The organism is Nonomuraea terrae, assembly GCF_044465245.1.
Lineage (GTDB): Bacteria > Actinomycetota > Actinomycetes > Streptosporangiales > Streptosporangiaceae > Nonomuraea > Nonomuraea terrae.
In genome coordinates this window covers 71,288-90,174 of record NZ_JBITLL010000009.1, presented here as the reverse complement: position 1 = coordinate 90,174, position 18,887 = coordinate 71,288, and the positions used below count along the sequence as shown (strand labels likewise).

At 72.2% G+C, this 18,887-nt stretch carries 19 protein-coding genes; 6 read left to right on the top strand and 13 right to left on the bottom strand.

Annotated elements, in window-relative coordinates:
* Nucleotides 1-7: 7 nt before the first annotated feature.
* From ACIBP6_RS42685 to ACIBP6_RS42665, 5 genes are all read right to left on the bottom strand, one after another.
* Nucleotides 8-1,201: an alpha/beta hydrolase family protein gene (locus tag ACIBP6_RS42685; RefSeq protein ID WP_397060427.1), complete on the bottom strand. Its 1,194-nt coding sequence runs from the start codon at nucleotides 1,199-1,201 to the stop codon at nucleotides 8-10.
* Between the two features lie 86 nt (nucleotides 1,202-1,287).
* Nucleotides 1,288-2,703 (bottom strand): S41 family peptidase, encoded by a 1,416-nt coding sequence (locus ACIBP6_RS42680; RefSeq protein WP_397060425.1) that lies wholly within the window; start codon nucleotides 2,701-2,703, stop codon nucleotides 1,288-1,290.
* A complete protein-coding gene (locus ACIBP6_RS42675; protein ID WP_397060423.1) occupies nucleotides 2,700-3,752 on the bottom strand; it encodes an ABC transporter permease in 1,053 nt (350 codons plus the stop codon). Before ACIBP6_RS42675 ends, ACIBP6_RS42680 begins: the two co-directional genes overlap by 4 nt.
* Nucleotides 3,749-4,639 carry an ABC transporter ATP-binding protein gene (locus tag ACIBP6_RS42670; RefSeq protein ID WP_397060422.1) on the bottom strand — a complete coding sequence of 297 codons (891 nt, stop codon included), beginning with the start codon at nucleotides 4,637-4,639 and terminating at the stop codon, nucleotides 3,749-3,751. The genes ACIBP6_RS42675 and ACIBP6_RS42670 overlap by 4 nt, the downstream gene beginning before the upstream one ends.
* On the bottom strand, nucleotides 4,636-5,028 hold the full coding sequence (locus ACIBP6_RS42665) for a GntR family transcriptional regulator (RefSeq protein WP_397060421.1): 393 nt from the start codon (nucleotides 5,026-5,028) through the stop codon (nucleotides 4,636-4,638). Before ACIBP6_RS42665 ends, ACIBP6_RS42670 begins: the two co-directional genes overlap by 4 nt.
* A gap of 196 nt (nucleotides 5,029-5,224) precedes the next feature.
* Between ACIBP6_RS42665 and ACIBP6_RS42660 the strand changes: the two genes are divergently transcribed.
* The gene (locus ACIBP6_RS42660) at nucleotides 5,225-5,590 is read left to right on the top strand and encodes a sec-independent translocase (RefSeq protein ID WP_397060419.1); all 366 of its coding nucleotides are present in this window, start codon (nucleotides 5,225-5,227) and stop codon (nucleotides 5,588-5,590) included.
* Between the two features lie 19 nt (nucleotides 5,591-5,609).
* Here ACIBP6_RS42660 and ACIBP6_RS42655 read toward each other — a convergent pair.
* Both ACIBP6_RS42655 and ACIBP6_RS42650 read right to left on the bottom strand, forming a co-directional pair.
* Nucleotides 5,610-6,531, bottom strand: a protein-coding gene (locus ACIBP6_RS42655; protein WP_397061276.1) for an IS5 family transposase whose coding sequence is annotated in 2 segments (ribosomal slippage) — nucleotides 5,610-6,080 and nucleotides 6,082-6,531 — 921 coding nt in all. Because the reading frame shifts where the segments join, the coding sequence is not laid out codon by codon here.
* A 136-nt stretch (nucleotides 6,532-6,667) separates the two neighbouring features.
* The gene (locus ACIBP6_RS42650; protein WP_397060417.1) at nucleotides 6,668-7,804 is read right to left on the bottom strand and encodes an Mrp/NBP35 family ATP-binding protein; all 1,137 of its coding nucleotides are present in this window, start codon (nucleotides 7,802-7,804) and stop codon (nucleotides 6,668-6,670) included.
* 160 nt (nucleotides 7,805-7,964) lie between these two features.
* Between ACIBP6_RS42650 and ACIBP6_RS42645 the strand changes: the two genes are divergently transcribed.
* A complete protein-coding gene (locus ACIBP6_RS42645) occupies nucleotides 7,965-8,411 on the top strand; it encodes a MarR family winged helix-turn-helix transcriptional regulator (protein WP_246074965.1) in 447 nt (148 codons plus the stop codon).
* Nucleotides 8,412-8,418: 7 nt separating this feature from the next.
* On the opposite strand, the gene ACIBP6_RS42640 is transcribed toward ACIBP6_RS42645, so the two are convergent.
* Both ACIBP6_RS42640 and ACIBP6_RS42635 read right to left on the bottom strand, forming a co-directional pair.
* Nucleotides 8,419-8,889: a DUF1003 domain-containing protein gene (locus tag ACIBP6_RS42640; RefSeq protein ID WP_397060415.1), complete on the bottom strand. Its 471-nt coding sequence runs from the start codon at nucleotides 8,887-8,889 to the stop codon at nucleotides 8,419-8,421.
* Nucleotides 8,879-10,087, bottom strand: a complete 1,209-nt coding sequence (locus tag ACIBP6_RS42635) for a magnesium transporter MgtE N-terminal domain-containing protein (protein WP_397060413.1) — start codon at nucleotides 10,085-10,087, stop codon at nucleotides 8,879-8,881. The genes ACIBP6_RS42640 and ACIBP6_RS42635 overlap by 11 nt, the downstream gene beginning before the upstream one ends.
* Before the next feature lie 96 nt (nucleotides 10,088-10,183).
* Here ACIBP6_RS42635 and ACIBP6_RS42630 point away from each other — a divergent pair, with 96 nt between their 5' ends.
* Nucleotides 10,184-11,128: an EamA family transporter gene (locus ACIBP6_RS42630; protein ID WP_397060411.1), complete on the top strand. Its 945-nt coding sequence runs from the start codon at nucleotides 10,184-10,186 to the stop codon at nucleotides 11,126-11,128.
* 45 nt (nucleotides 11,129-11,173) lie between these two features.
* Here ACIBP6_RS42630 and ACIBP6_RS42625 read toward each other — a convergent pair whose 3' ends face one another.
* Nucleotides 11,174-11,602 carry a hypothetical protein gene (locus tag ACIBP6_RS42625; protein WP_397060409.1) on the bottom strand — a complete coding sequence of 143 codons (429 nt, stop codon included), beginning with the start codon at nucleotides 11,600-11,602 and terminating at the stop codon, nucleotides 11,174-11,176.
* A gap of 349 nt (nucleotides 11,603-11,951) precedes the next feature.
* Between ACIBP6_RS42625 and ACIBP6_RS42620 the strand changes: the two genes are divergently transcribed.
* Entirely contained in the window at nucleotides 11,952-12,884 is a 933-nt protein-coding gene (locus tag ACIBP6_RS42620; RefSeq protein ID WP_132614167.1) for an HpcH/HpaI aldolase/citrate lyase family protein, read from the top strand.
* Here ACIBP6_RS42620 and ACIBP6_RS42615 read toward each other — a convergent pair.
* Both ACIBP6_RS42615 and ACIBP6_RS42610 read right to left on the bottom strand, forming a co-directional pair.
* Nucleotides 12,874-13,422, bottom strand: coding sequence for a DUF6529 family protein (locus ACIBP6_RS42615; protein ID WP_397060407.1), 549 nt, complete (start codon nucleotides 13,420-13,422; stop codon nucleotides 12,874-12,876). The genes ACIBP6_RS42620 and ACIBP6_RS42615 overlap by 11 nt on opposite strands.
* Nucleotides 13,419-14,126, bottom strand: coding sequence for a hypothetical protein (locus ACIBP6_RS42610; RefSeq protein ID WP_397060405.1), 708 nt, complete (start codon nucleotides 14,124-14,126; stop codon nucleotides 13,419-13,421). The genes ACIBP6_RS42615 and ACIBP6_RS42610 overlap by 4 nt, the downstream gene beginning before the upstream one ends.
* 99 nt (nucleotides 14,127-14,225) lie before the next feature.
* Between ACIBP6_RS42610 and ACIBP6_RS42605 the strand changes: the two genes are divergently transcribed.
* Nucleotides 14,226-15,227, top strand: a complete 1,002-nt coding sequence (locus ACIBP6_RS42605; protein WP_397060403.1) for a lysostaphin resistance A-like protein — start codon at nucleotides 14,226-14,228, stop codon at nucleotides 15,225-15,227.
* A gap of 365 nt (nucleotides 15,228-15,592) precedes the next feature.
* Nucleotides 15,593-18,382, top strand: coding sequence for a hypothetical protein (locus tag ACIBP6_RS42600; protein ID WP_397060401.1), 2,790 nt, complete (start codon nucleotides 15,593-15,595; stop codon nucleotides 18,380-18,382).
* A gap of 86 nt (nucleotides 18,383-18,468) precedes the next feature.
* On the opposite strand, the gene ACIBP6_RS42595 is transcribed toward ACIBP6_RS42600, so the two are convergent.
* Nucleotides 18,469-18,867: an NUDIX hydrolase gene (locus tag ACIBP6_RS42595; RefSeq protein ID WP_397060399.1), complete on the bottom strand. Its 399-nt coding sequence runs from the start codon at nucleotides 18,865-18,867 to the stop codon at nucleotides 18,469-18,471.
* Nucleotides 18,868-18,887 lie beyond the last annotated feature (20 nt).

Below are 18,887 nucleotides of genomic sequence, written 5' to 3'. Positions count from 1 at the left end.
CGCGGGGCTATCCGCAGGTCCTGCCGCCCGGAGCGCAGTGCCGGACCTCGGGAAAGCGGGGTGACGGCTCGTCCAGCAGGGGCTGCGGCTCGCGACGAAGGTGCAGGTCCACGAAGGCCCGGACGTACGTACGGGTGATCGTCAGGGCGCGGGCAGGGGACAGGTCGCCGGCGATGCTCACGCCGAGGGCGCCGGCCAGCAGCGGTACGTCGGTGAACGACTGGTGGTTCGCGCCGGGGAGCACGAGCCAGCGCTTCCAGCCGGTCAGGAGTCTCCAGTCGCGGTCCCAGGAGGCATCGCGCCCGCCGGGCCGGTGCTCGGCCGAGCCCATGAACAGGAACGGCCGCGACAACCCCTCCGGGATCCGGGCGTACGTGGTGCCGTCGAGGTCGATCCCGGCCCGGATCCTGCGGTCGGCCCGCATGGCCGCCAGGGCGGCGGCCCCGCCGATCGACTGGCCGGCCATCGCGATCGCGGACGGGTCCACCAGGGACGAGCCCTCCCACGCCGCCCGCGGCCCGGTCAGCCGGTCGAGCACGAAGGAGACGTCGGCCGCCCGGACCCCCATCACCTTCGAGCCGAAGCCGGGGTCCCGGTCGCTGTCGCATGCGACGCACGTGGCGACCCGGCCGCCGGGGAAGGTCGTCGCGTAGCTCTCGTACGCGTGGTCGACGCCGGCCACCACGTAGCCGTGGGAGGCCAGGTCCTCGGCCAGGGCCGTGAGCGTGCTGACGGGCATGGTGAACCCCGGCGAGAGCACCACCAGGGGCAGGGTGCTCGTGCGCCCGTCCGGTTCGGCGTCGCGCACTGCGTTGGTGCGTGTCCTGCTCAGGATGTCGTACGGCGCGCCGGTCACCCTCCGGCCCTTCAGGATGAGCTCCGACTCCTTCGGCGTCATGTAGGGAGCCTGTGGCCCGCCCCGGGGCCGTGCCGGGTACCACAGGACGACCATCAGCTCCCTGGCCGCCGCTTCGGGCACCCACGGGTCGGGGCGGGAGGCGTCCCTCAGGTGCAGGCGGGTGGTGCCGACCGGATGGGCGCCGGTGGGCGCGGGCAGCACGGGGTAGGTGGCGGCCGGCGTCGCGGCGGACGCCACCGCGACGGACCTCGGAGGGGTCGGCGGGGCGCAGGCGGAGGCGGCGAGGAGGGCCAGCCCGGCGGCGGCCAGCAGAATCGGTCTCCGCCCGAGGGCGAGGCTCATGTCCGTCCTTTCAACGTGCCCGGCAGGCGGGCCCGGCAGGCGTGCCCGGCGGGCGAGCCAGGCAGATGTGCCCGGCAGGCGGGGTGTCATCCGGGGAGCAGGGTCAGGGCTGCGGCCAGTGCCGGGTCGCGTCCGGCCGCGGCGTCCCGCGGCGTCGGAGGCACGTGGTGGTCGGGCGCCACGCCGATCCGGTCGATCACCTCGCGGCCGGGCGCCAGGTGGCGTTTCGACGGCAGCGTGAGGACGGTGTGGTTCGCCAGCACGTGCGGCTGCGCAGGTCCCGAGACGGCGCCCGCCGTCCGCGTCCCCACCAGCGCGCCCAGGCGGAGGTCCTTGACCGCGGAGGCGAAGTGCTCGCACGCCGAGGCGCAGCCGCGGTCGGTGAGCACCACCAGCGGCAGGCCGAGCAGCGCCACGGTGTCGTCGGTGCGCATGGCGTCGCACGTGCCGTCCGCGGCGCACTGGTACGCGGTGACCTTGCCGTGGGCGAACGCGCCCAGCAGCCGGTTCACCTCGCCGGGGCTGCCGCCGCCGTTGCCGCGCAGGTCCAGCACGAGGCCGGTGAGCGTGCGGCCGGCCCGCAGCCGGGCGATCGCCCGGAGCACCCGGTCCGCGGAGTCGGGCGCGAAACCGCGCAGCCGTACGTACGCGACGCTGTCCCGCGGCAGTTCGGTCGTGAGGGGTTGCAGAGCGGCCGGGTCGGGCCGGTACGAACCGGGTTTCAGGGTCACGCTCCAGCGCCTGCCGGTGTCCTGCCGCAGCAGCCGCAGCCGGACCGGACGGTCCTCCGGATACCGCGGGTGCAGCGCGGCGACGGCGGCCGGGACGACGACGCCGTCGACGAAGGGCGCCGATCCGCTGACCGACTCGATGACGTCTCCGGGGCGCAACCCGGCTTCCCTGGCAGGTCCGCCGAGGACGGTCGTGACGAACAGCGGCGGCACGGCGGTCCCCGGGTCACCGCTCACCCTGAGGCCCAGGCCGTACTGGTCGTCGTCGTAGGAACCGGGCGGCTGCCGTACGCCGTGCGTCCAGCGGGCGTGATCGTCGTCCAGGGCGGCCACGACGGCCTCCAGGGTGACGACGGCCAGCCTCTGTCTGATGTCCCCCGGCAACGCGTCGGTAAGGCGCCGGTACACCGCCTCGAAAGCGGCCCAGTCGCCCTCCCGGTCACCGCTCAGCGCCGGCATGGTGGCGCCCGGCAGGTCGCGCCCGCCACGGTCGAGCTCCTGCGTGAAGGCGGCGAACCCCGCTGTCAGCAGCGCGCGGGCGTCCAGCGCGGCCCCGCCGTAGTAGGCGCCGAGGATGCAGAGGTACGCCTGCTCGACCACGTCGATCGTGGTGGCGGTCTCCGGCGGGAGAACGGCCCCCTGGGCGGGTTGCCCGCATGCGGGCAACCCGCCCGAGGCCGCCGTGGCCGGCAGGGTGCGCGGCGGCGTCGCCCCGGTGCACGCGGCTGTCAGGAGCAGCACGAGGCCGGCTGTCACGGTCCTGACGGTCATGGCACGCGCCTCCTGACCCGCCAGAAGCAGAACCCGGTGAGGCCGAGCGTGAGCACGGCGTAGAAGCCCGTCTCGATCCACTGGAAGGCCCAGAAGCGCTCGAACGGCTGGTACGTCGCCGCCTGCCGGTACCCCAGCCGGTTGATCTCGTCGAGGCACGCCCGCAGGCTCCGTCCGGCATCGGGAACCTCCGGGGGCGCGCAGGGTCCCGACGTCACCGACACCTGAACGGCGGCGCCCGCGGCATCGGTCTCGGCAGGTCGTCCTGACGGGTCGATGAGGCGGCTGGACAGGACCCAGGCACCCGGGTGGCCGGGCACCGCCCGGTCCACCGACACCCGTGGGGACCCGTCGGGCGGCACGCCGAAATTGCCCACGTTCGCGGGGTCGAGCTCGAAGGCCGCGCTGACCGGAGGCAGCAGGTGCGGCCGGATCAGCAGCGGCATGGCGACCTGCAGCGCAGCGAAGATCGCCAGCGTGACGGCCATGGCGGGCAGGGTGCGGCGCATCAGCGTCCCCATGGCCACGCCCAGGACGAAAGCGAACGCCGCGTATCCCAGGGGAACGATGCCGCGCGCGGCGAACACGGCGGGATCCATCAGGGCGAAACCTGGGGTGGCGGACCGGTCGAGGGGTGCGGACCACCAGGTCACCATGAGGCTGCACAGCCCGGCGGCGGCCACGGCGGCCAGGCCCGTGAGCGTCAGCTTGACGGCCAGCCAGCGGGTGCGGGTCATGCTCTGGTTCCACACCAGCAGGTGCGTGCCGCTCTCCAGCTCACGGGCGATCAGCGGCGCCCCCCAGAAGAGCCCGACCAGGCCGGGCACGACCAGCACGACGACGGTGACGGCCATGAAGGCGCCCTGATGCGCCTCGAAGAAACGGTCGAAGAAGCGTACGCAGTCGGCGGGGGCGCAGGAGGCGAGCCCGGTGGCGTAGTCGGCGGCCAGGCCGGGCCCGGTCAGCGCCAGGACGGCGGCGAGCAGCACGAGAGCCGCGGACGTCATCGCGGCGGAGCCACGGAACTGCCGCCAGGTCAGCCAGATCATCGCACCGCCTCCAGGGCCGTGTGCCCGGAGGAGGGCTGGTCCATGTAGGCGAGCACGAGGTCCTCCAAGGTCAGCCGGCTGACCGTCCAGGCCGGATCGAGGATCGGGGTGTCCGTGCGGACGATGATGGTGCTCTGCCGGTCGGTGTGATGCGCGGAGACGACGTCCTGGCCGGCGGGGAGCCGGCCGGGATCGCGGCGCGGACCGGTGAGCCGGTGGTGGGTGGCGAGGAGATCGTCGACCTCTCCGGCCACCTGGAGGCGCGAGTCGACCAGCACGATCAGGTGATCACACGTCCGTTCCAGGTCGGACACCAGATGGGAGGAGAGCACCACGCTCAGGTCCAGCTCGGCGACGGCCTCCATCAGGGTCCGCAGGAACTCGCGGCGGGCGAGCGGGTCGAGCGCGGCGACGGGCTCGTCCAGGAGGAGCAGCCGAGGCCGCTTGGCCAGGCCGAGAGTGAGGGCGAGCTGGGCGCGCTGCCCGCCTGACAGCTTCCCCGCCCGGTGCGCGGGGTCGAGATCGAGCCGTGCGATGCGCTCTCGCGCGAGGGCGGCGTCCCAGCCGGGGTTGAGCCGGGCTCCTAACCGCAGGTGGTCGGCGACGGTCAGCCCCGGATAGACGGGGGTGTCCTGGGCGACGAAACCGATCTTCGCCAGCTGCGCCGGGCCACCCGCCGGAGAACCGCCGAGCACGGTGATGCCGCCCGAGGACGGCGCGAGCCAGCCGGCGGCCAGTTTCAGCAGGGTGGTCTTGCCGGCACCGTTGGGTCCCACCAGGCCGACGACGTGGCCGGCCGGGAGGTCGAGGGTGCAGTCGCGCAGCGCCCATCGTCTGCCGTATTTCCTGCCCAGGCCCCGGGTCTGCAGGATGGCGGTGCCGTTCACGCTGTGTCCTCCTGTGCGGCGGTGCGGAAGGTGGTCATGAACAGGGCCTCGATGCTTTCGTCGTCGAGCCCCGCCATGCGGGCCTTGGTCAGCCAGCGCCGCAGCTCCTGCCGGAGCGGGCCGTGGGCGGCCAGGGAGGAATCGGCCAGTGTCCTCGTCACGAACGTGCCGACGCCGGGCCGGGCGGCCACCAGCCCTTCGTGTTCGAGCTCCCGGTAGGCCTTGAGGACCGTGTTGGGGTTGATCGCCAGCCGCGCCACCACGTCCTTCACGGTCGGCAGCTGGTCGCCCTCGCGCAGCAGGCCCAGCCGGAGTGCGTGCCGGACCTGATGGACCAGCTGAAGGTACGGCGAGACCCCCGACCGGCCGTCCAGGTGGAACTCGATCACACTTCCTCCATTTATCTAGGCTCCTAGCACTTTAGGAAGCAGGGCGTTAAGCAGTCGTAAAAGATGCCTCTTCCGATTCGGGCGCTTTGGTGGGAGATATGAGGAGGGGAGGCGACCGGGTTGCGGTCGCGAGCCCGTACTCTGTGGAGAGGCCGGGGTTGTCCTCGGAGAGGCTGGACTGCGGTAGGAGATCACGGTGTTCGGACTCGGATGGTTGGAGGTCGGCGCGCTGATCGTGATCGCGCTGCTCGTCTTCGGTCCCGAAAGGCTGCCCCAAGCCGCCACGCAGGCGGGCAGGACGCTGCGCAATCTGCGCCGGATGGCCAACAACGCGCGCGACGACCTGCGCTCGGGCCTCGGCCCGGAGTTCTCCAACTTCGACCCGGCCGACCTCAATCCGCGCAACTTCGTCCGCAAGCATCTCCTCGACGACCTCGAGGACGACTGGAACAACAAGTCGCAGGAGCTGGCGCCGGCCACCACGACGCCGTACGTGCCCGAGCCGGTGGTCGACGAGCTCGCCTACGGCGAGCTGCCCCCGTTCGACCGGGAAGCCACCTAAGAGACGACTAGGGCCTGTCTCAAAGGCGGGTGAGCCAGTCGTTGATAGCGGCCACATGGATGGTGGCTTCGTAGCGGACGGCGAGCTTGTCATACCTCGTGGCGACGGCGCGGTGGCGTTTGAGCCGGTTGATCCCGCACTCCACGGCCGAACGGGCGCGATAGTCGATCGCATCGAACGCGAAGGGCCGGCCACCGCGGCGGCCACGTCGCAACCGGGCAGCGATACGGTCGGCAGGCTCAGGAATGGTGCACCGGATTCCGCGTGAGCGTAGATGCCCGCGGATCGCGCGGGACGAGTAGGCCTTGTCGGCGCGTACGAGGTCGGGCCGGGTGCGGGGTCGGCCCGGCCCGGGCCGGGGCACCCGGATCCCGGCCATCACCGCGGTGAACTGCGGCGCATCACCGCGCTGCCCGGCGGTCACCACCACCGACAGCAGCCCTTGACCCTGTTCGCACGCCAGATGCAGCTTGGACGACAAGCCGCCCCGGGGAACGGCCCAGCGCGTGATCGGCAGGCTCGGGCGTGACCCCGCCTGGTGATTCCGCCTGCCGATCTGCACGCCTGGACGCGCCTGCCGCGTGCTGGTGGGCGCGGCAGACGGTGGAATCCACCCCGACTTGCCAGGTGATCAGATCTGCCGCATCGGCCAGCGCCTGCAGCGCGGTCAAGATCTGCTGCCAGACGCCAGCTCGCTGCCAGCGCCGAAACAGCGCATACACCGCCCGCCAAGAGCCGTAACACTCCGGCACGTCCCGCCATGGTGTTCCGGCCCGCACCCGCCATCGAATCCCGTCGATGAGCTGACGCTTGGTCCACTGCGACGGCCGACCTGGTCCCTTGGGCGCAGGCAGTAACGGTTCCAGCACCGTCCACTGCGCATCGGTCAGGTCGAACCGCCCCGTCACCGTTAAGGTGGGCACGAGGTCTCCGGATGTCAGGTTCTTCTTGGTCGATGAACCCTCTACCGGAGACCTCTCTGGTTATCTGGCTACGACACGCCGTTGCTGGATCTTTGAGACAGGCCCTAGGGCCCGCCCCGGCGGTGAACCGGAACGGGCCCGAGGCGAAAAGGCGTCAGCGGCGCGGCGCGAGACCCAGCTGCATGCCCTTGAGACTGCCGGAGCGCTTGCTCAGGCCGGCCGCGATCTGGCGCAGCTCGACGGAGGCCGGTGCTTCGGGCTCGGTCAGCACCAGTGGCTTGCCCTCGTCGCCGCCCTCGCGCAGCCGCATGTCGATCGGCACCTGGCCGAGCAGCGGGACGGGGGCGCCGAGCGTACGGGTCAGCGCGTCGGCCACGGTCTGGCCGCCGCCCTCGCCGAACACCGCGATGCGCTCGTCGCAGTGGGGGCACGGCAGCCACGCCATGTTCTCGATGACGCCGGCGATCTGCTGGTGCGTCTGGGCGGCGATGGAGCCGGCTCGCTCGGCCACCTCGGCGGCGGCCATCTGCGGCGTCGTCACGACCAGGATCTCGGCCGACGGCAGCCGCTGCGCCACCGAGATCGCGATGTCGCCGGTGCCCGGAGGCAGGTCGAGCAGCAGGACGTCGAGGTCGCCCCAGTAGACGTCGGCCAGGAACTGGTGGAGCGCCCGGTCGAGCATCGGCCCGCGCCAGACCACCGGCATGTTGCCCTCGGGCTTGAACATGCCGACCGAGATCACCTTGATGTCGTGGGCCACCGGCGGCATGATCATGTCTTCGACCTTGGTGGGCCGCTCGGCGGCGCCCAGCATGCGCGGGATGCTGTGGCCGTAGATGTCGGCGTCGACGATGCCGACCTTGAGGCCGCTCGCGGTCATGGCGGCGGCCAGGTTGACCGTCACCGACGACTTGCCGACCCCGCCCTTGCCGCTGGCCACCGCGAAGACGCGGGTCAGCGAGCCCGGCTGGTTGAACGGGATCTCCTTCTCCGGCCCCCGGTCGCCCCGCAGCTTGGTCTGCAGGGTCTTGCGCTGCTCGGTGCTCATCACGTCGAGCTCGATCTTGACGCCCGTCACGCCCTCGACCTTGGAGACGGCGGTGGTGACGTCGCGGGTGATGGTGTCACGCATCGGACAGCCGGCCACGGTGAGGTAGACGCCCACGCGCACCGCACCGTCGGTGGCGATGTCGATGCTCTTGACCATGTCGAGGTCCGTGATCGGGCGACGGATCTCGGGGTCGATGACCGTGGCGAGGGCCGCGGTCACCTGTTCCTGGGTTGGTGCCATCGAAGTGTCGGCACGAGGGAGTGCCGTCCCTCCTTAGTCGTCTATGTGTGGCAGGCGCTGGACGCCAGTTGAGGATGCCCCTCCATGGTATGAACCGGCGCGCTCACTGGGTTAATCCGTCTTGTTAGATGTCTGTGCAATAACGTTTTAAGGTTACTCCGTGACACTTCTGCGCGACGAGGGCCTGACCGCCGAGGAGCTCGCGGTCTGGCGGATGTTACAGCGTGCCCAGGTGCGCATCACCCGTCGCCTGGAAGGGGAGCTGCTCATCGTCCACGATCTCCCGCTGGCCTCCTACGACGTGCTGATGCAGCTGGCGGAGGCGCCGCGGCGGCGGTTGCGGATGAACGACCTGGCCGACCGCGTGCTGCTCTCCCGCAGCGGCCTGACCAGGCTGATCGACCGGCTGCAGCGCGACGGGCTGGTGACCCGGGAGGCGTGCGCCGACGACGCGCGCGGGTTGTTCGCGGTGCTGACCGACCTCGGCGCCGACCGGCTGGCCGACGCGACGCCGACCTATCTGCGCGGCGTCAAGGGCGAGTTCGCCGACCTGCTGGAGCCGGGAGAGCTCGCCCAGATGCGTACGATGCTCGCCAAGCTCGCCTGAAAGACCCTCACTCCGGCCGGCTGCGCAGGTCGTCGAGCAGCCTGCCGAGCTCGGTGCGCAAGTAGTCGCGGGTGGCCACCTCGCTCAGTGTCAGGCGCAGGCCGGCGATCTCGCGCGTCAGATACTCGATCTCCGCCTGGTTGCGGTCGGCGGCCTCGCGGTCCTGCTCGTACTGGATGCGGTCGCGGTCGTCCTGGCGGTTCTGGGCCAGCAGGATCAGCGGCGCCGCGTAGCTGGCCTGCAGCGAGAGCATCAACGTCAGGAAGATGAACGGGTACGGGTCGAAGCGCAGATGCTCGGGCCCGGCCACGTTCCAGATCACCCAGACCGCGACGAACACCGTCATGTAGACGAGGAACCGCGCGGTGCCGATGAAGCGGGCGATGCGCTCGGAGAGCCGGCCGAACGCCTCGGGGTCGTAGTGGGCCCGCAGTGAGGGCCGCAGCTCGCGGGGCTGGTCGAGGCGGTCACTCGTCACGGTCGGGCCTCTCGCGCCAGTCCTCGGGAAGGATGTGGTCGAGCACGTCGTCGACCGTCACCGCGCCGACGAGCCGGCCCAGCTCGTCGACCACGGGGGCGGCCACGAGGTTGTAGTTGGCCAGGTAGTAGGTCACCTCGTGCAGGGTGAACTCGGGTTTGATCGGGTCGATCGAGGGGTCGAGCACGCGTCCGAGCAGTGTCGAGGGCGGCTCACGCAGCAGCCGCTGGAAGTGCGACACCCCCAGGTACGTGCCCGTCGGCGTCTCGGTCGGCGGCCGGGTGACGTAGACCTGGCACGCGATGGCGGGCGACAGGTCCTGCTGGCGGATGTGCGCGAGCGCCTCGGCCACCGTCGCGGTGGGCGGCAGGATCACCGGCTCGCTGGTCATGACGCCGCCCGCGCTGGTCTCCGGGTACGTCAGCAGCCGCCGCACCGGCGCCGCCTCGCCGGGCTCCATCAGCGCCAGCAGCCGGGCCGCCTGCTCGTCCGGCAGGTCGTGCAGCAGATCGGCGGCGTCGTCGGGGCCCATCTCCTCCAGCACGTCGGCCGCCCGCTCGGGGTCGAGAGTGCCGAGGATGCCGATCTGGTCGTCGGGCGGCAGCTCCTCCAGGACGTCGGCCAGCCGGGTGTCGTTGAGCGCCCGCGCGATCTCGATGCGGCGCTTGCTCGGCAGGTCGTGCAGGGCGCTGGCCATGTCGGCGGCGCGCAGCGACTCGAACGCGGCGATCAGCCCGGCCGCCCCCTGGTCCCTCTGCAGGGTGTCGAACCCGGTCACCTCACCCCAGTCGACGATGCGGGGCTCGCGCCGGCGGCCCTTGTAGAGGGCGACCTTGGTGATCTGCCAGGTGGACGGCGTGACGTCCTCCATGGCGACGTCGTAGACGGTCATGGGCTGCTCGCCGAGATGGACGGTGAGGTCGAGCATCTCGCCGATGACGAGGGTCTCGGTGACACGCTGCTCGAACCTGCGCATGTTGAGCTTGCCGGTGAAGACCACGGAGCCGGCCTCGATGCGGCGCACGCGGGTGATGGGCAGGAACACCCGGCGGCGCGGCTGCACCTCCACCACGAAGCCGTGTACGTTCGGCCGGCGGCCGATGCGCAGCCCGACCACGACGTCCCTGACGCGGCCGATCTGGTCGCCCGCCGGGTCGAAGACCGGGGTCCCCGCCAGCCGGGCCACGAAGATCTGCACGTCGCCAGGCTAACAAAGGCGACCCATTGCGCCCGGGACGCCGTACATGTCAGTATCAAACCCGTTTGACGGTCATTACTCAACGGGTGGGGTGCGATGAGGTCGGTGGGGCTCGCGCTGGCGTTCGTGTCCGCGTGGTGTTTCGCGTTCTCCGGGCCGATGGCGAAATATCTCATCGCCGCCGGACTGGAGCCGATGGAGGCGGTCTGGACGCGGATGGCGGGCGCGGGGCTGTTGCTGGTGGCGGTGCTCGCCGTGGTGCGCCCCCGGGCGCTGCGCATCCCGAGGTCGCGGCTGCCGTTCTTCGGTCTGTACGCGATCATGGCGGTCGCCGGGGTGCAGGCCCTGTACTTCGTGGCGATCACGCGGCTGCCGGTGGGGATCGCGCTGCTGCTGGAGTTCATGGCGCCGGTCATGGTGGTCGCCTGGGTGCGGCTGGTCCGCAAGGTGCGGCTCGCACGGGCGGCCTACCTCGGTGCGGTGGTGGCCGTCGTGGGGCTCGGGATCGTCGTCGAGGCGTGGCAGGGGATGCGCCTGGACGCGCTGGGGCTGGCGCTCGGGCTGCTGGCTGGGGCGTGCTGCGCCGGATATTTCCTGATGAACGATAGCTTCGGGGACGATATCGACCCGCTCGGCTTGGTCGCCTGGGGGATGATCGGGGCGGCTGTCGTGCTGGCGCCGTTCTCCCGGCCGTGGGACATCCCGTGGGAGGCGTTCACCGTCTCCGCCACCCCGGAGGGCGGGCAGACGCTGCCGGTGCTGGGGGCGTACCTGTGGATGGTGGTCGTGGCCACCGTGCTGGGCTACACGCTGGGCGTCAACGCCGTACGGCGGCTGTCGGCGGCGGTCGGGGCCACCGTCGCCTCGCTGGAGGTCATCGCGGGCGCCATCGTGGCCTGGGTGCTGGTGGGCGAGACGCTGGGGTTGTTCCAGATCGTCGGCGGTCTGATCGTGCTCTCGGGCGCCCTGCTCGCCCAGACGGCCACCACGACCCTCCCTGAGCCGGATCCGCTGCCCGAGCCGCTCCCCGCCCAGAGTTGACCGCCCGGCGCCCATGGCCGGCCTGGACCGGCCTCACTCCTCGCCTCACTCCTCGGGAGTGAGGCGCACGATCGTGCAGTCGCGGGCCCAGCGGTCGGGGAGGTGTTCGCTGTCGCGGGCGTTGAGCCGGTCCTTGGCCAGGGCGGCGACGACGTCGGCCGAGGCCGCCTGGTCGACGACCGACACCGTCGCGTCGAACTCCACGAGCCGCGCGCCGTTGTCCTTGCTGCGCAGCGTGACATGGACCCGGTCGAGGGCGTCGAGGCCGGGCAGGGCCTGCTCCTCGCCGCCCGTCACGAGGTAGATCGCCCCGTCGTGCCAGGTGTGCCAGGCCAGGCGCGGACGATCGAGGGTGAGCCACAGGATGCCGGACTTCTTGGCGCCCTCCGCGATGGCCGCCGCCCTCTCGGGGACGCCCTGCTCCGAGGCCGGCTGCGGCGTCGTCTTTCCGGCGGGCGGGGTGTGGTCGCTCACACATGCGACTGTAATCCGGGCGTGCGGCCGGGTGAACCGCCGCCGCTCGGAGCCGTTGACGGGGCATGTGAGCGATCTCGCTCGTTCTGCTGCTCGCCGCCGGGAGCGGCGCCGGCGGCGAGCGCCCGGCTGCGTCGCGTGAGGCGCCCACCGGCACGCTGGACACCGAGGTGCAGTATCGGGTCCAGGTCGACCACCAGCCGTTCCGCACCCCGGATGCGCCGGCCTGCCGCCGCCGGCCGGCTGAGCGAGCCGTGCGGCGTCGGCGGCTCATCGGCCGGCTCAGCGCTCACCGCTTGACCGGTTCGAGACCTGGGACCCCGGGATGATCAGACAGTAGCGTGGGCGTATGCGATCACGACGTTCGGTGCTGGCGGTGCCCGGCAGCAATCCCCGGTTCCTGGAGAAGGCCCAGACCCTTCCCGTCGACGAGGTCTTCCTCGACCTGGAAGACTCCGTCGCGCCGCTCGCCAAGGAGGAGGCGCGCGGCAACATCGTCACCGCGCTGCGCGAGGGCGACTGGACGGGGAAGACGCGGGTCGTCCGGGTCAACGACCTCACCACGCAGTGGACGTACCGCGACGTGATCGAGGTGGTCGAGGGCGCGGGGGCGTACCTCGACTGCGTGATGCTGCCGAAGGTGCAGAATCCGACCGAGGTCGTCTGGCTCGACACCCTGCTCACCCAGATCGAGAAGACCATGGGGTACGAGCCGGGCCGCATCGGCATCGAGGCGCAGATCGAGAACGCCCGCGGCCTGGTGAACGTCGACGCCATCGCGGGGTCGTCCAGGCGGCTGGAGACGCTGGTGTTCGGGCCGGCCGACTTCATGGCCTCGGTCGGCATGCGCACGCTCGTCGTCGGCGAGCAGCCCCCGGGCTACGAGGAGGGCGACGCCTACCACTACATCCTCATGCGCCTGCTCATGGCCGCCAGGACGTACGACCTGCAGGTCATCGACGGCCCCTACCTGCAGATCAAGGACGTCGAGGGCTTTCGCCGCGTCGCCCGCCGCGCGGCGGCGCTCGGGTTCGACGGCAAGTGGGTGCTGCACCCGTCGCAGGTCGAGGCGGCCAACGAGGTGTTCTCGCCGACGCAGGAGGACTACGACCACGCCGAGCTGATCCTGGAGGCGTACGAGTACTACACCACCGTGGAGAAGCGCGGCGCGGTCATGCTGGGCGACGAGATGATCGACGAGGCCTCCCGCAAGATGGCGCTCGTCGTGGCCGCCAAGGGGCGGGCGGCCGGGCTGAGCCGGACGAAGAGCTTCACACCTTGATGCCGACGGCGGTGAAGAACCAGAACGACGACGTCAGCCAGAGCCCCACGAGGGCGGTGAACGTCAGCCCGCCGAGCACGGGCAGCGTCCAGCCGGGCGCGTCCCGCTTCGGCAGGGCCAGCATCTTCGCGGTGAAGACGCCGTAGAAGAAGCAGCCGAGCAGCGAGTGCACGAGCACGCGCGGCACGTCGTACTGCAGGCCGAGGGCGTACAGGCAGTGGAAGGCGACGGGGACCGTGAGCGCGAACGCCAGCCGCCCCGACCAGCGGTGCACGGCGGGCGGGATCGCGACCCCGAGCCTGCCCCACATCGACAGGGCGGAGACGACCTGGACGACCGCCAGCACGAACGCGCCCGTCGTGAGCCACACCTTCATCGGCAGCGCGGCGGAGAACCCGGCCACGCCGACGGCGAACCCGGTCGGCGTGTGCGCCCGCCCGTACACGCCGAGGGCGACCGCCACCAGGACGCCCGCCAGCAGTGGCACCACCAGCGTGGTCAGGCCGCGGGACGGCCGCTGGTACGTCGCGGTGGTCATGACATCTCCCCGATGAAGCCGTCGACGTCCTTGGGGTAGATCGTGGCGCCGCCGACCTGGACCGGCGCGGTGGGGCCCGCGGTGTCGATCCGCGGCACGTCGACCTGCCGGTCGCCCGCGAAGGCGGTGCCGACCTGGGTGTAGGTGCCGTTCGCGTTCTTCAGCACGATCCAGCCGGCGCGTACCTTGGCGCCCCTGACGGTCGCGGTGGCGCGGTAGAGGCCCGACGGCTTGGTGACGGTGGGCGCGAAGAAGCTCCACTTGCGGCCGGCGACGGTGAGCGAGCCCTCGGCCTTGCGGCCCTTCAGCTCGGCCCTGACCTTGGCGCGCTTGTCGGCCACGCCGGTCAGCTTCAGCTCGCCTCCCGACTCCACGCCCGTGAACCAGGCCTCGGTCCTGCCGTCGCAGAAGTACCCGACGGCCTTGCCGTTCCTGATCGACAGGGCGATGAGGGCGCCGCTGCCCTTCACCCGGCCGCCGTAGTCGGCCTTGACGGTCTTCTTCGGCGTCGTGGGGGAGGGCGACGGGGTCGGCGCGGCGGAGGGCTGCGCCGCGGCGCCGTTCTGTTGTACGACGGGTGCTTCGGCGGCGGTGTTGACGGCCGGGCTCCCGGCCGTGGGCATCGCGATGACGCTCGCGACACCGAGCCCCCCGGCGAGCACCGCGCCCGCCGCGAGGGTGATGACTGGTCCCAGCCTCGACATGGTCTGCTCCCGTGGTCGGATTCCGTATGCTCCCGAGCATCCGGCCAAAAGAGCGCGCCGTCTGTGAACTAATGCGCACCAAGCGGACAGAATGGAGAGATGCAGGAGAACCCGGGGCCGCACTACCCCGACAACCGCGGGCCGCTCCCGTACGGCGCGGCGCCGTCGGGCATCCCGTACCAGCCGCAGCCCTGGTTCCTGCCGTCGCCGGCCGGGGTCCGCTTCGACCATCTCGCCAGGAACCCCGCCGCCCAGCTGTGGCGGTCGATCGTCGGCACGCTGCTCGTCGCCGTGGGATTCCTGGCGATCGGCGTCGTGGTGGTCGTGGCGTTCACGGTGCCGGCGTTCCTGTTCGGGCTGCCGTCGCCGGTGGACCCGGAGACGGGGGCGCCCGAGCCGACGCCGCTCGGACTGGCCATGACGCTGTTGTCCATCGCGCCCGCGCTGTTGCTCGTGTTCGGGGTGGCGGCGCTCATCCAGCGGCGCCGTCCGGGGACGCTGTCGTCGGTGGCCGGGCGGCTGCGCTGGTCGTGGCTGATGAGCTGCGTGGGGCTGGCCCTGGTCGCGATGGTGCTCGGGCAGGCCGCCCAGTGGCTGGTGCTGGCCAACTCGGGCCAGGACGCGGCGATGTTCGGCTGGGCGGGGTGGGAGGGGTTCCTGCCGCTGCTCGTCGTGATCGTGCTGCTGGTGCCCTTCCAGGCGGCGGCCGAGGAGTACGTCTTCCGCGGGTGGGTGTTGCAGGCGGTCGGTACGCACGTGCGCAACCCGGTCTGGGCGATCGTCATCGGCTCGGCGCTGTTCGCGTCGCTGCACGGTTACTCGTCGGCGGGGCTCGTGGACGTGTTCGCGTTCGGGGCCGTCATGGCGTGGCTGTCGGTGCGGACGGGCGGCCTGGAGGCGGCGATCGCGCTGCACGTGATGAACAACCTCGTGGCGTTCGGGGTGAGCGCCGCCTCGGGCACGCTCGACGACGCACTGGATCAGGGCCGTACGTCGGTGCCGTGGGAGGCGTTGACGGGAACCGTGGTGCAACTCGGGGTGTATGCGTTTGGTGTGATGTACCTAGCTAAAAAGCGGTCAATTCACACTATTTCGGGATAAAGCTGGTTGGTTGCTCGGGAATCTCGCTAGAGAGGTCTCGCCATTCTGGCCCAAGCATGCTGGTCTGGATGGCGAAGGATTCCCGACGACAGGCTGGAACGGTCCGTCTGAACGGGACCGGGATGCAGCTGTACGACGAGTTCGCAGAGGAGGTACGGCGCGTGGCCTCCGGCCCCAGCGACCCGCCACGGCGACCGCCGGGTGACGACGACGCGCGTTCCGAGGGCGCGTCCGGACCGCACTCCTCTTCGGGGCGATCTTCTTGCGAAGAGCCCGAAGAGCCTGAAGAGCCCAGGATCAGCCATTCACCGCCCGGTCCCACGGACGACCGGGCGCGCGGCTTACCCCTGGCCTCTCCCTGGGGCATGCCGCCGTTCGCGGCTCCCGTCCCCGACGAGCCGCAGGAGCCGCCCCGGGGGCGCATGCCGTACAGCTCGCCGACGGCCGAGCCGGACGTCGAGCCGCGCCGCCGCCCCCGCCGCATCGTCAACCGCCCCGACAAACTCGTCGCCGGCGGTCCCCTCTCCGCCGACCCCGACCGCCCGCCGGCGAACACCGACCCCGACCGCCCGCCGGCGACCGCCGGATCCGGCCGGCCCGCGTCCGAGCGGGAGGCGGCCGAGGTGGGACCGTCCGAGGTGGGACCGTCCGAGGTGGGGCCGGCCGAGCGGGACGCGTCCGGGAGCCGGACGCCGCCGTACCGGCTGGTGTTTCCCGTCGAGGAACGCCCGCGCCCGGACGAGACCCCCGAGGGCGAGCCCGAGGTGCGGCGGGTGGGGCGGCCTCCGGCGGGCCGGCCCACCCGGCCGGACCTGCTCGTCGCCACCGGCCCGCCGCGCCCGCAGGGCGGCCGGCACGAGCGCGGCCCCGCCCCCGCCGCCGTCCGCAGGTCCAGCCCGGTACGCCGGGGCAGCAGGGCCGTCCCCGTGGTGCTGACCGTGGCCGCGGCCGTCCTGGCGGGCACCGGCGTGCTCGTGTGGCAGTGGACCGGTGAGGACAGCCCCGCCGTGCGCCTGGCGGCGGGCACCGGCCGGTCGGGGGACGAGCTGTTCACCGTCCCGGCCGCGGGCGACGGCGCCGACCAGAAGCTCAACGACATGACCTCGGTGGGCCGCATGGTGGTGGCGGTCGGCAGCGACACGACCAGCCCCACCCCGCGCCCGCTGTTCCTGTTCTCCCCCGACGGGGGCGAGACCTGGCGGCTCGGCCAGGTGAACGGCGCCTCGACGCCCACGGTGCAGCGCGTGGTGGGCGGCGACGGGCGCTGGCTGGCCAGCGGTGGCGACGGCACGTCCGGCGGGCGCGGCCTGTGGACCAGCCCCGACGGCCGCACCTGGACGGCCGTGGAGGCGTCAGGGTCGGCCGCGTTCCGGGCAGGCGACCAGATCCACGACATCGCGCGCACAGCGTCCGGTTTCGTCGCGGTGGGGCGCGCGACCGGCGAGGACGGCGGCTCGTTGCCGGCCGCGTGGCGCTCGGGCGACGGCCGGACCTGGGAGCGCGCAGAGACCAGGGAGCTGGAAGTACGGGAGCTCAAGGCAGTGGTGGCCAGGGGCGACACGGTCGTGGCCATCGGGGTACCCGCGGTCGGCGAGGGATCGCGGGTGCTGCGCTCGGCAGACGGCGGGCGTACCTGGCAGGCGACCGGCTTCCAGCTCCCCGAGGGGGAGCCGCGCGCGGGCACGGTGGCGGTGTTGTCGAAGCGGTTCGTGCTGGTGCCGACCCGGCGGCGCACGGCCGAGGGCGACGTACGCGTCTACTGCTCCTCGACCGGGGCGGAGTGGTCGCAGTGCGGCTCCATCGGCGGGCTCGGCGGCGAGAGCGTCGGCGTGGAGTCGCTGATCTCCCACCAGTCCGGCGTCGCGGCGATCGCGCAGACCGGCCTCGGCCGCTACTCCGTGCTGACCAGCACCGACGGCAGCTCGTGGGACAAGCGGGCCGACCTCGGCGACCTGCCGGGCGCCACGCTGCGCGGGTTCACGATCGCGGCCGGCGGTACCCTGCTGGCCGGCGGCGACCAGGCAGCCTCCGACGTGGACAACCAGCTCGTCCTGCTGGCCGCGCCCCAGCGCGGCAAGGCGGAGCGCGTGCCGCTCGGCGAGGTCGAGGGCCTGACCAGGATCGCCCGCGAGACGAACGCCCTCGCGAGCTCCGGCGGCCGGTACGTCGCCGTCGGCTCGGCCTCGGGCGACGCGGGTCTGTGGACGATCAGGAACTGGCAGAGCTGGAAGTCCATGAGCCTGGGCGGCCCCGGCAGGCAGACGCTGGAGGACGTGGCGCACGGCCGCCGGGGCTGGCTCGCCGTCGGCGGCACCGCGGCGGACGTCTCCTTCATCGACCCCCTCCTCGTCACCTCCGCGGACGGCGAGAAATGGCGGAAGGTGGACGTCAGGGGCGACCTGGCGCGCGCGGCGGACCTGCCGTACCTGCGGGCCGACGTGGTCACGGCGGGAGAGGACGGCTACGTGGTCGCGGGCGAGTCCAGGAACCAGGCGGGCGTGTCCTCGGCCGAGGTGTGGTTCACGCGGGACACGCGCACGTACACCCGTTCCGAGCGGCTGCCGCAGCGCGGCGCGGGGGTGCGCGTCCACGACGCGGTCGCCGTTCCCGGCGGGTACGTGGTGGTGGGCGGCTCGGGCGGCGCCGACCGGGAGACCAGCGTGGTGTGGTTCTCGGAGGACGGCCTGAACTGGAGCGCGCGCCCGCGGGTGACCCCGCCGGACGCCACGTCGGCCGGCCTACGACAGATCACGATTTATCAGGAAAAATTGGTGGCGATCGGCACCGCCGTGACAGGCGGGTCGCGGCGCGCGTTCGCCGCGGTCTCCGACGACGAGGGCGAGAGCTGGCGGACGGCCTGGCTGCCGGCCGAGCAGGCGGCGGCCGTGTACGACCTGGCGGCGGCCGGCGAGGGCCTGGTCGCCGTCGGCTGGCACGGCGTGTCCGGCGAGGGCGACAGCGCGGCCTGGACGTCTCCTGACGGCCTGTCGTGGAACCGCATGGCGCTCACCCAGGACCGCCTGGCGGGCCAGGGCTCGCAGTGGCTGTCGGCGGTGGCGGTGAACGGCTCGGAGGTCGTGGCGCTCGGCCGGTCCACGACCTACAGCGCCGACCACCTGATCCTGTGGACCTCAAGCCTGTCGTCGAGCAGATAGACCCGGTGTGTGGGGCGGGCGGCGCCGCGACCGATCGTCACGCGTACGGTCGGCCGAGGCCGGGCGGGCGGCGCCGCGAACCTCGCCTAACCAGGCGGGAGCACGCCCCAGCCGGTCAGCGACTCCAGCAGCCCTTCCGACAGCGGGAGGCGAGCCAGGTCGTCCCTGGCGCACCAGCGCACGTCGGCGGCGTCGTCCCCGGGCGTGGGCGTGCCGCCGGAGACGGTGGCGAGATAGTCGCGGATCACGTACGTCACCCCGCCCGGCCCCGGACGGTCGACCGTGCCGGCCAGGCGGCCCACCTCCACCCGCAGCCCGGTCTCCTCGAGGACCTCGCGGCGCACGCCGGCCTCGTCGCTCTCGCCCGGCTCCAGGCGGCCTCCGGGGAGGGACCACAGCCCCATTCCGGGCGGATGGCCGCGCTTGATCAGCAGCAGCCGACCGGCCGCGTCGAAGACGATCGCGCCCACACAATTTACCCGCACCTGACCAAGATTACGGCGGG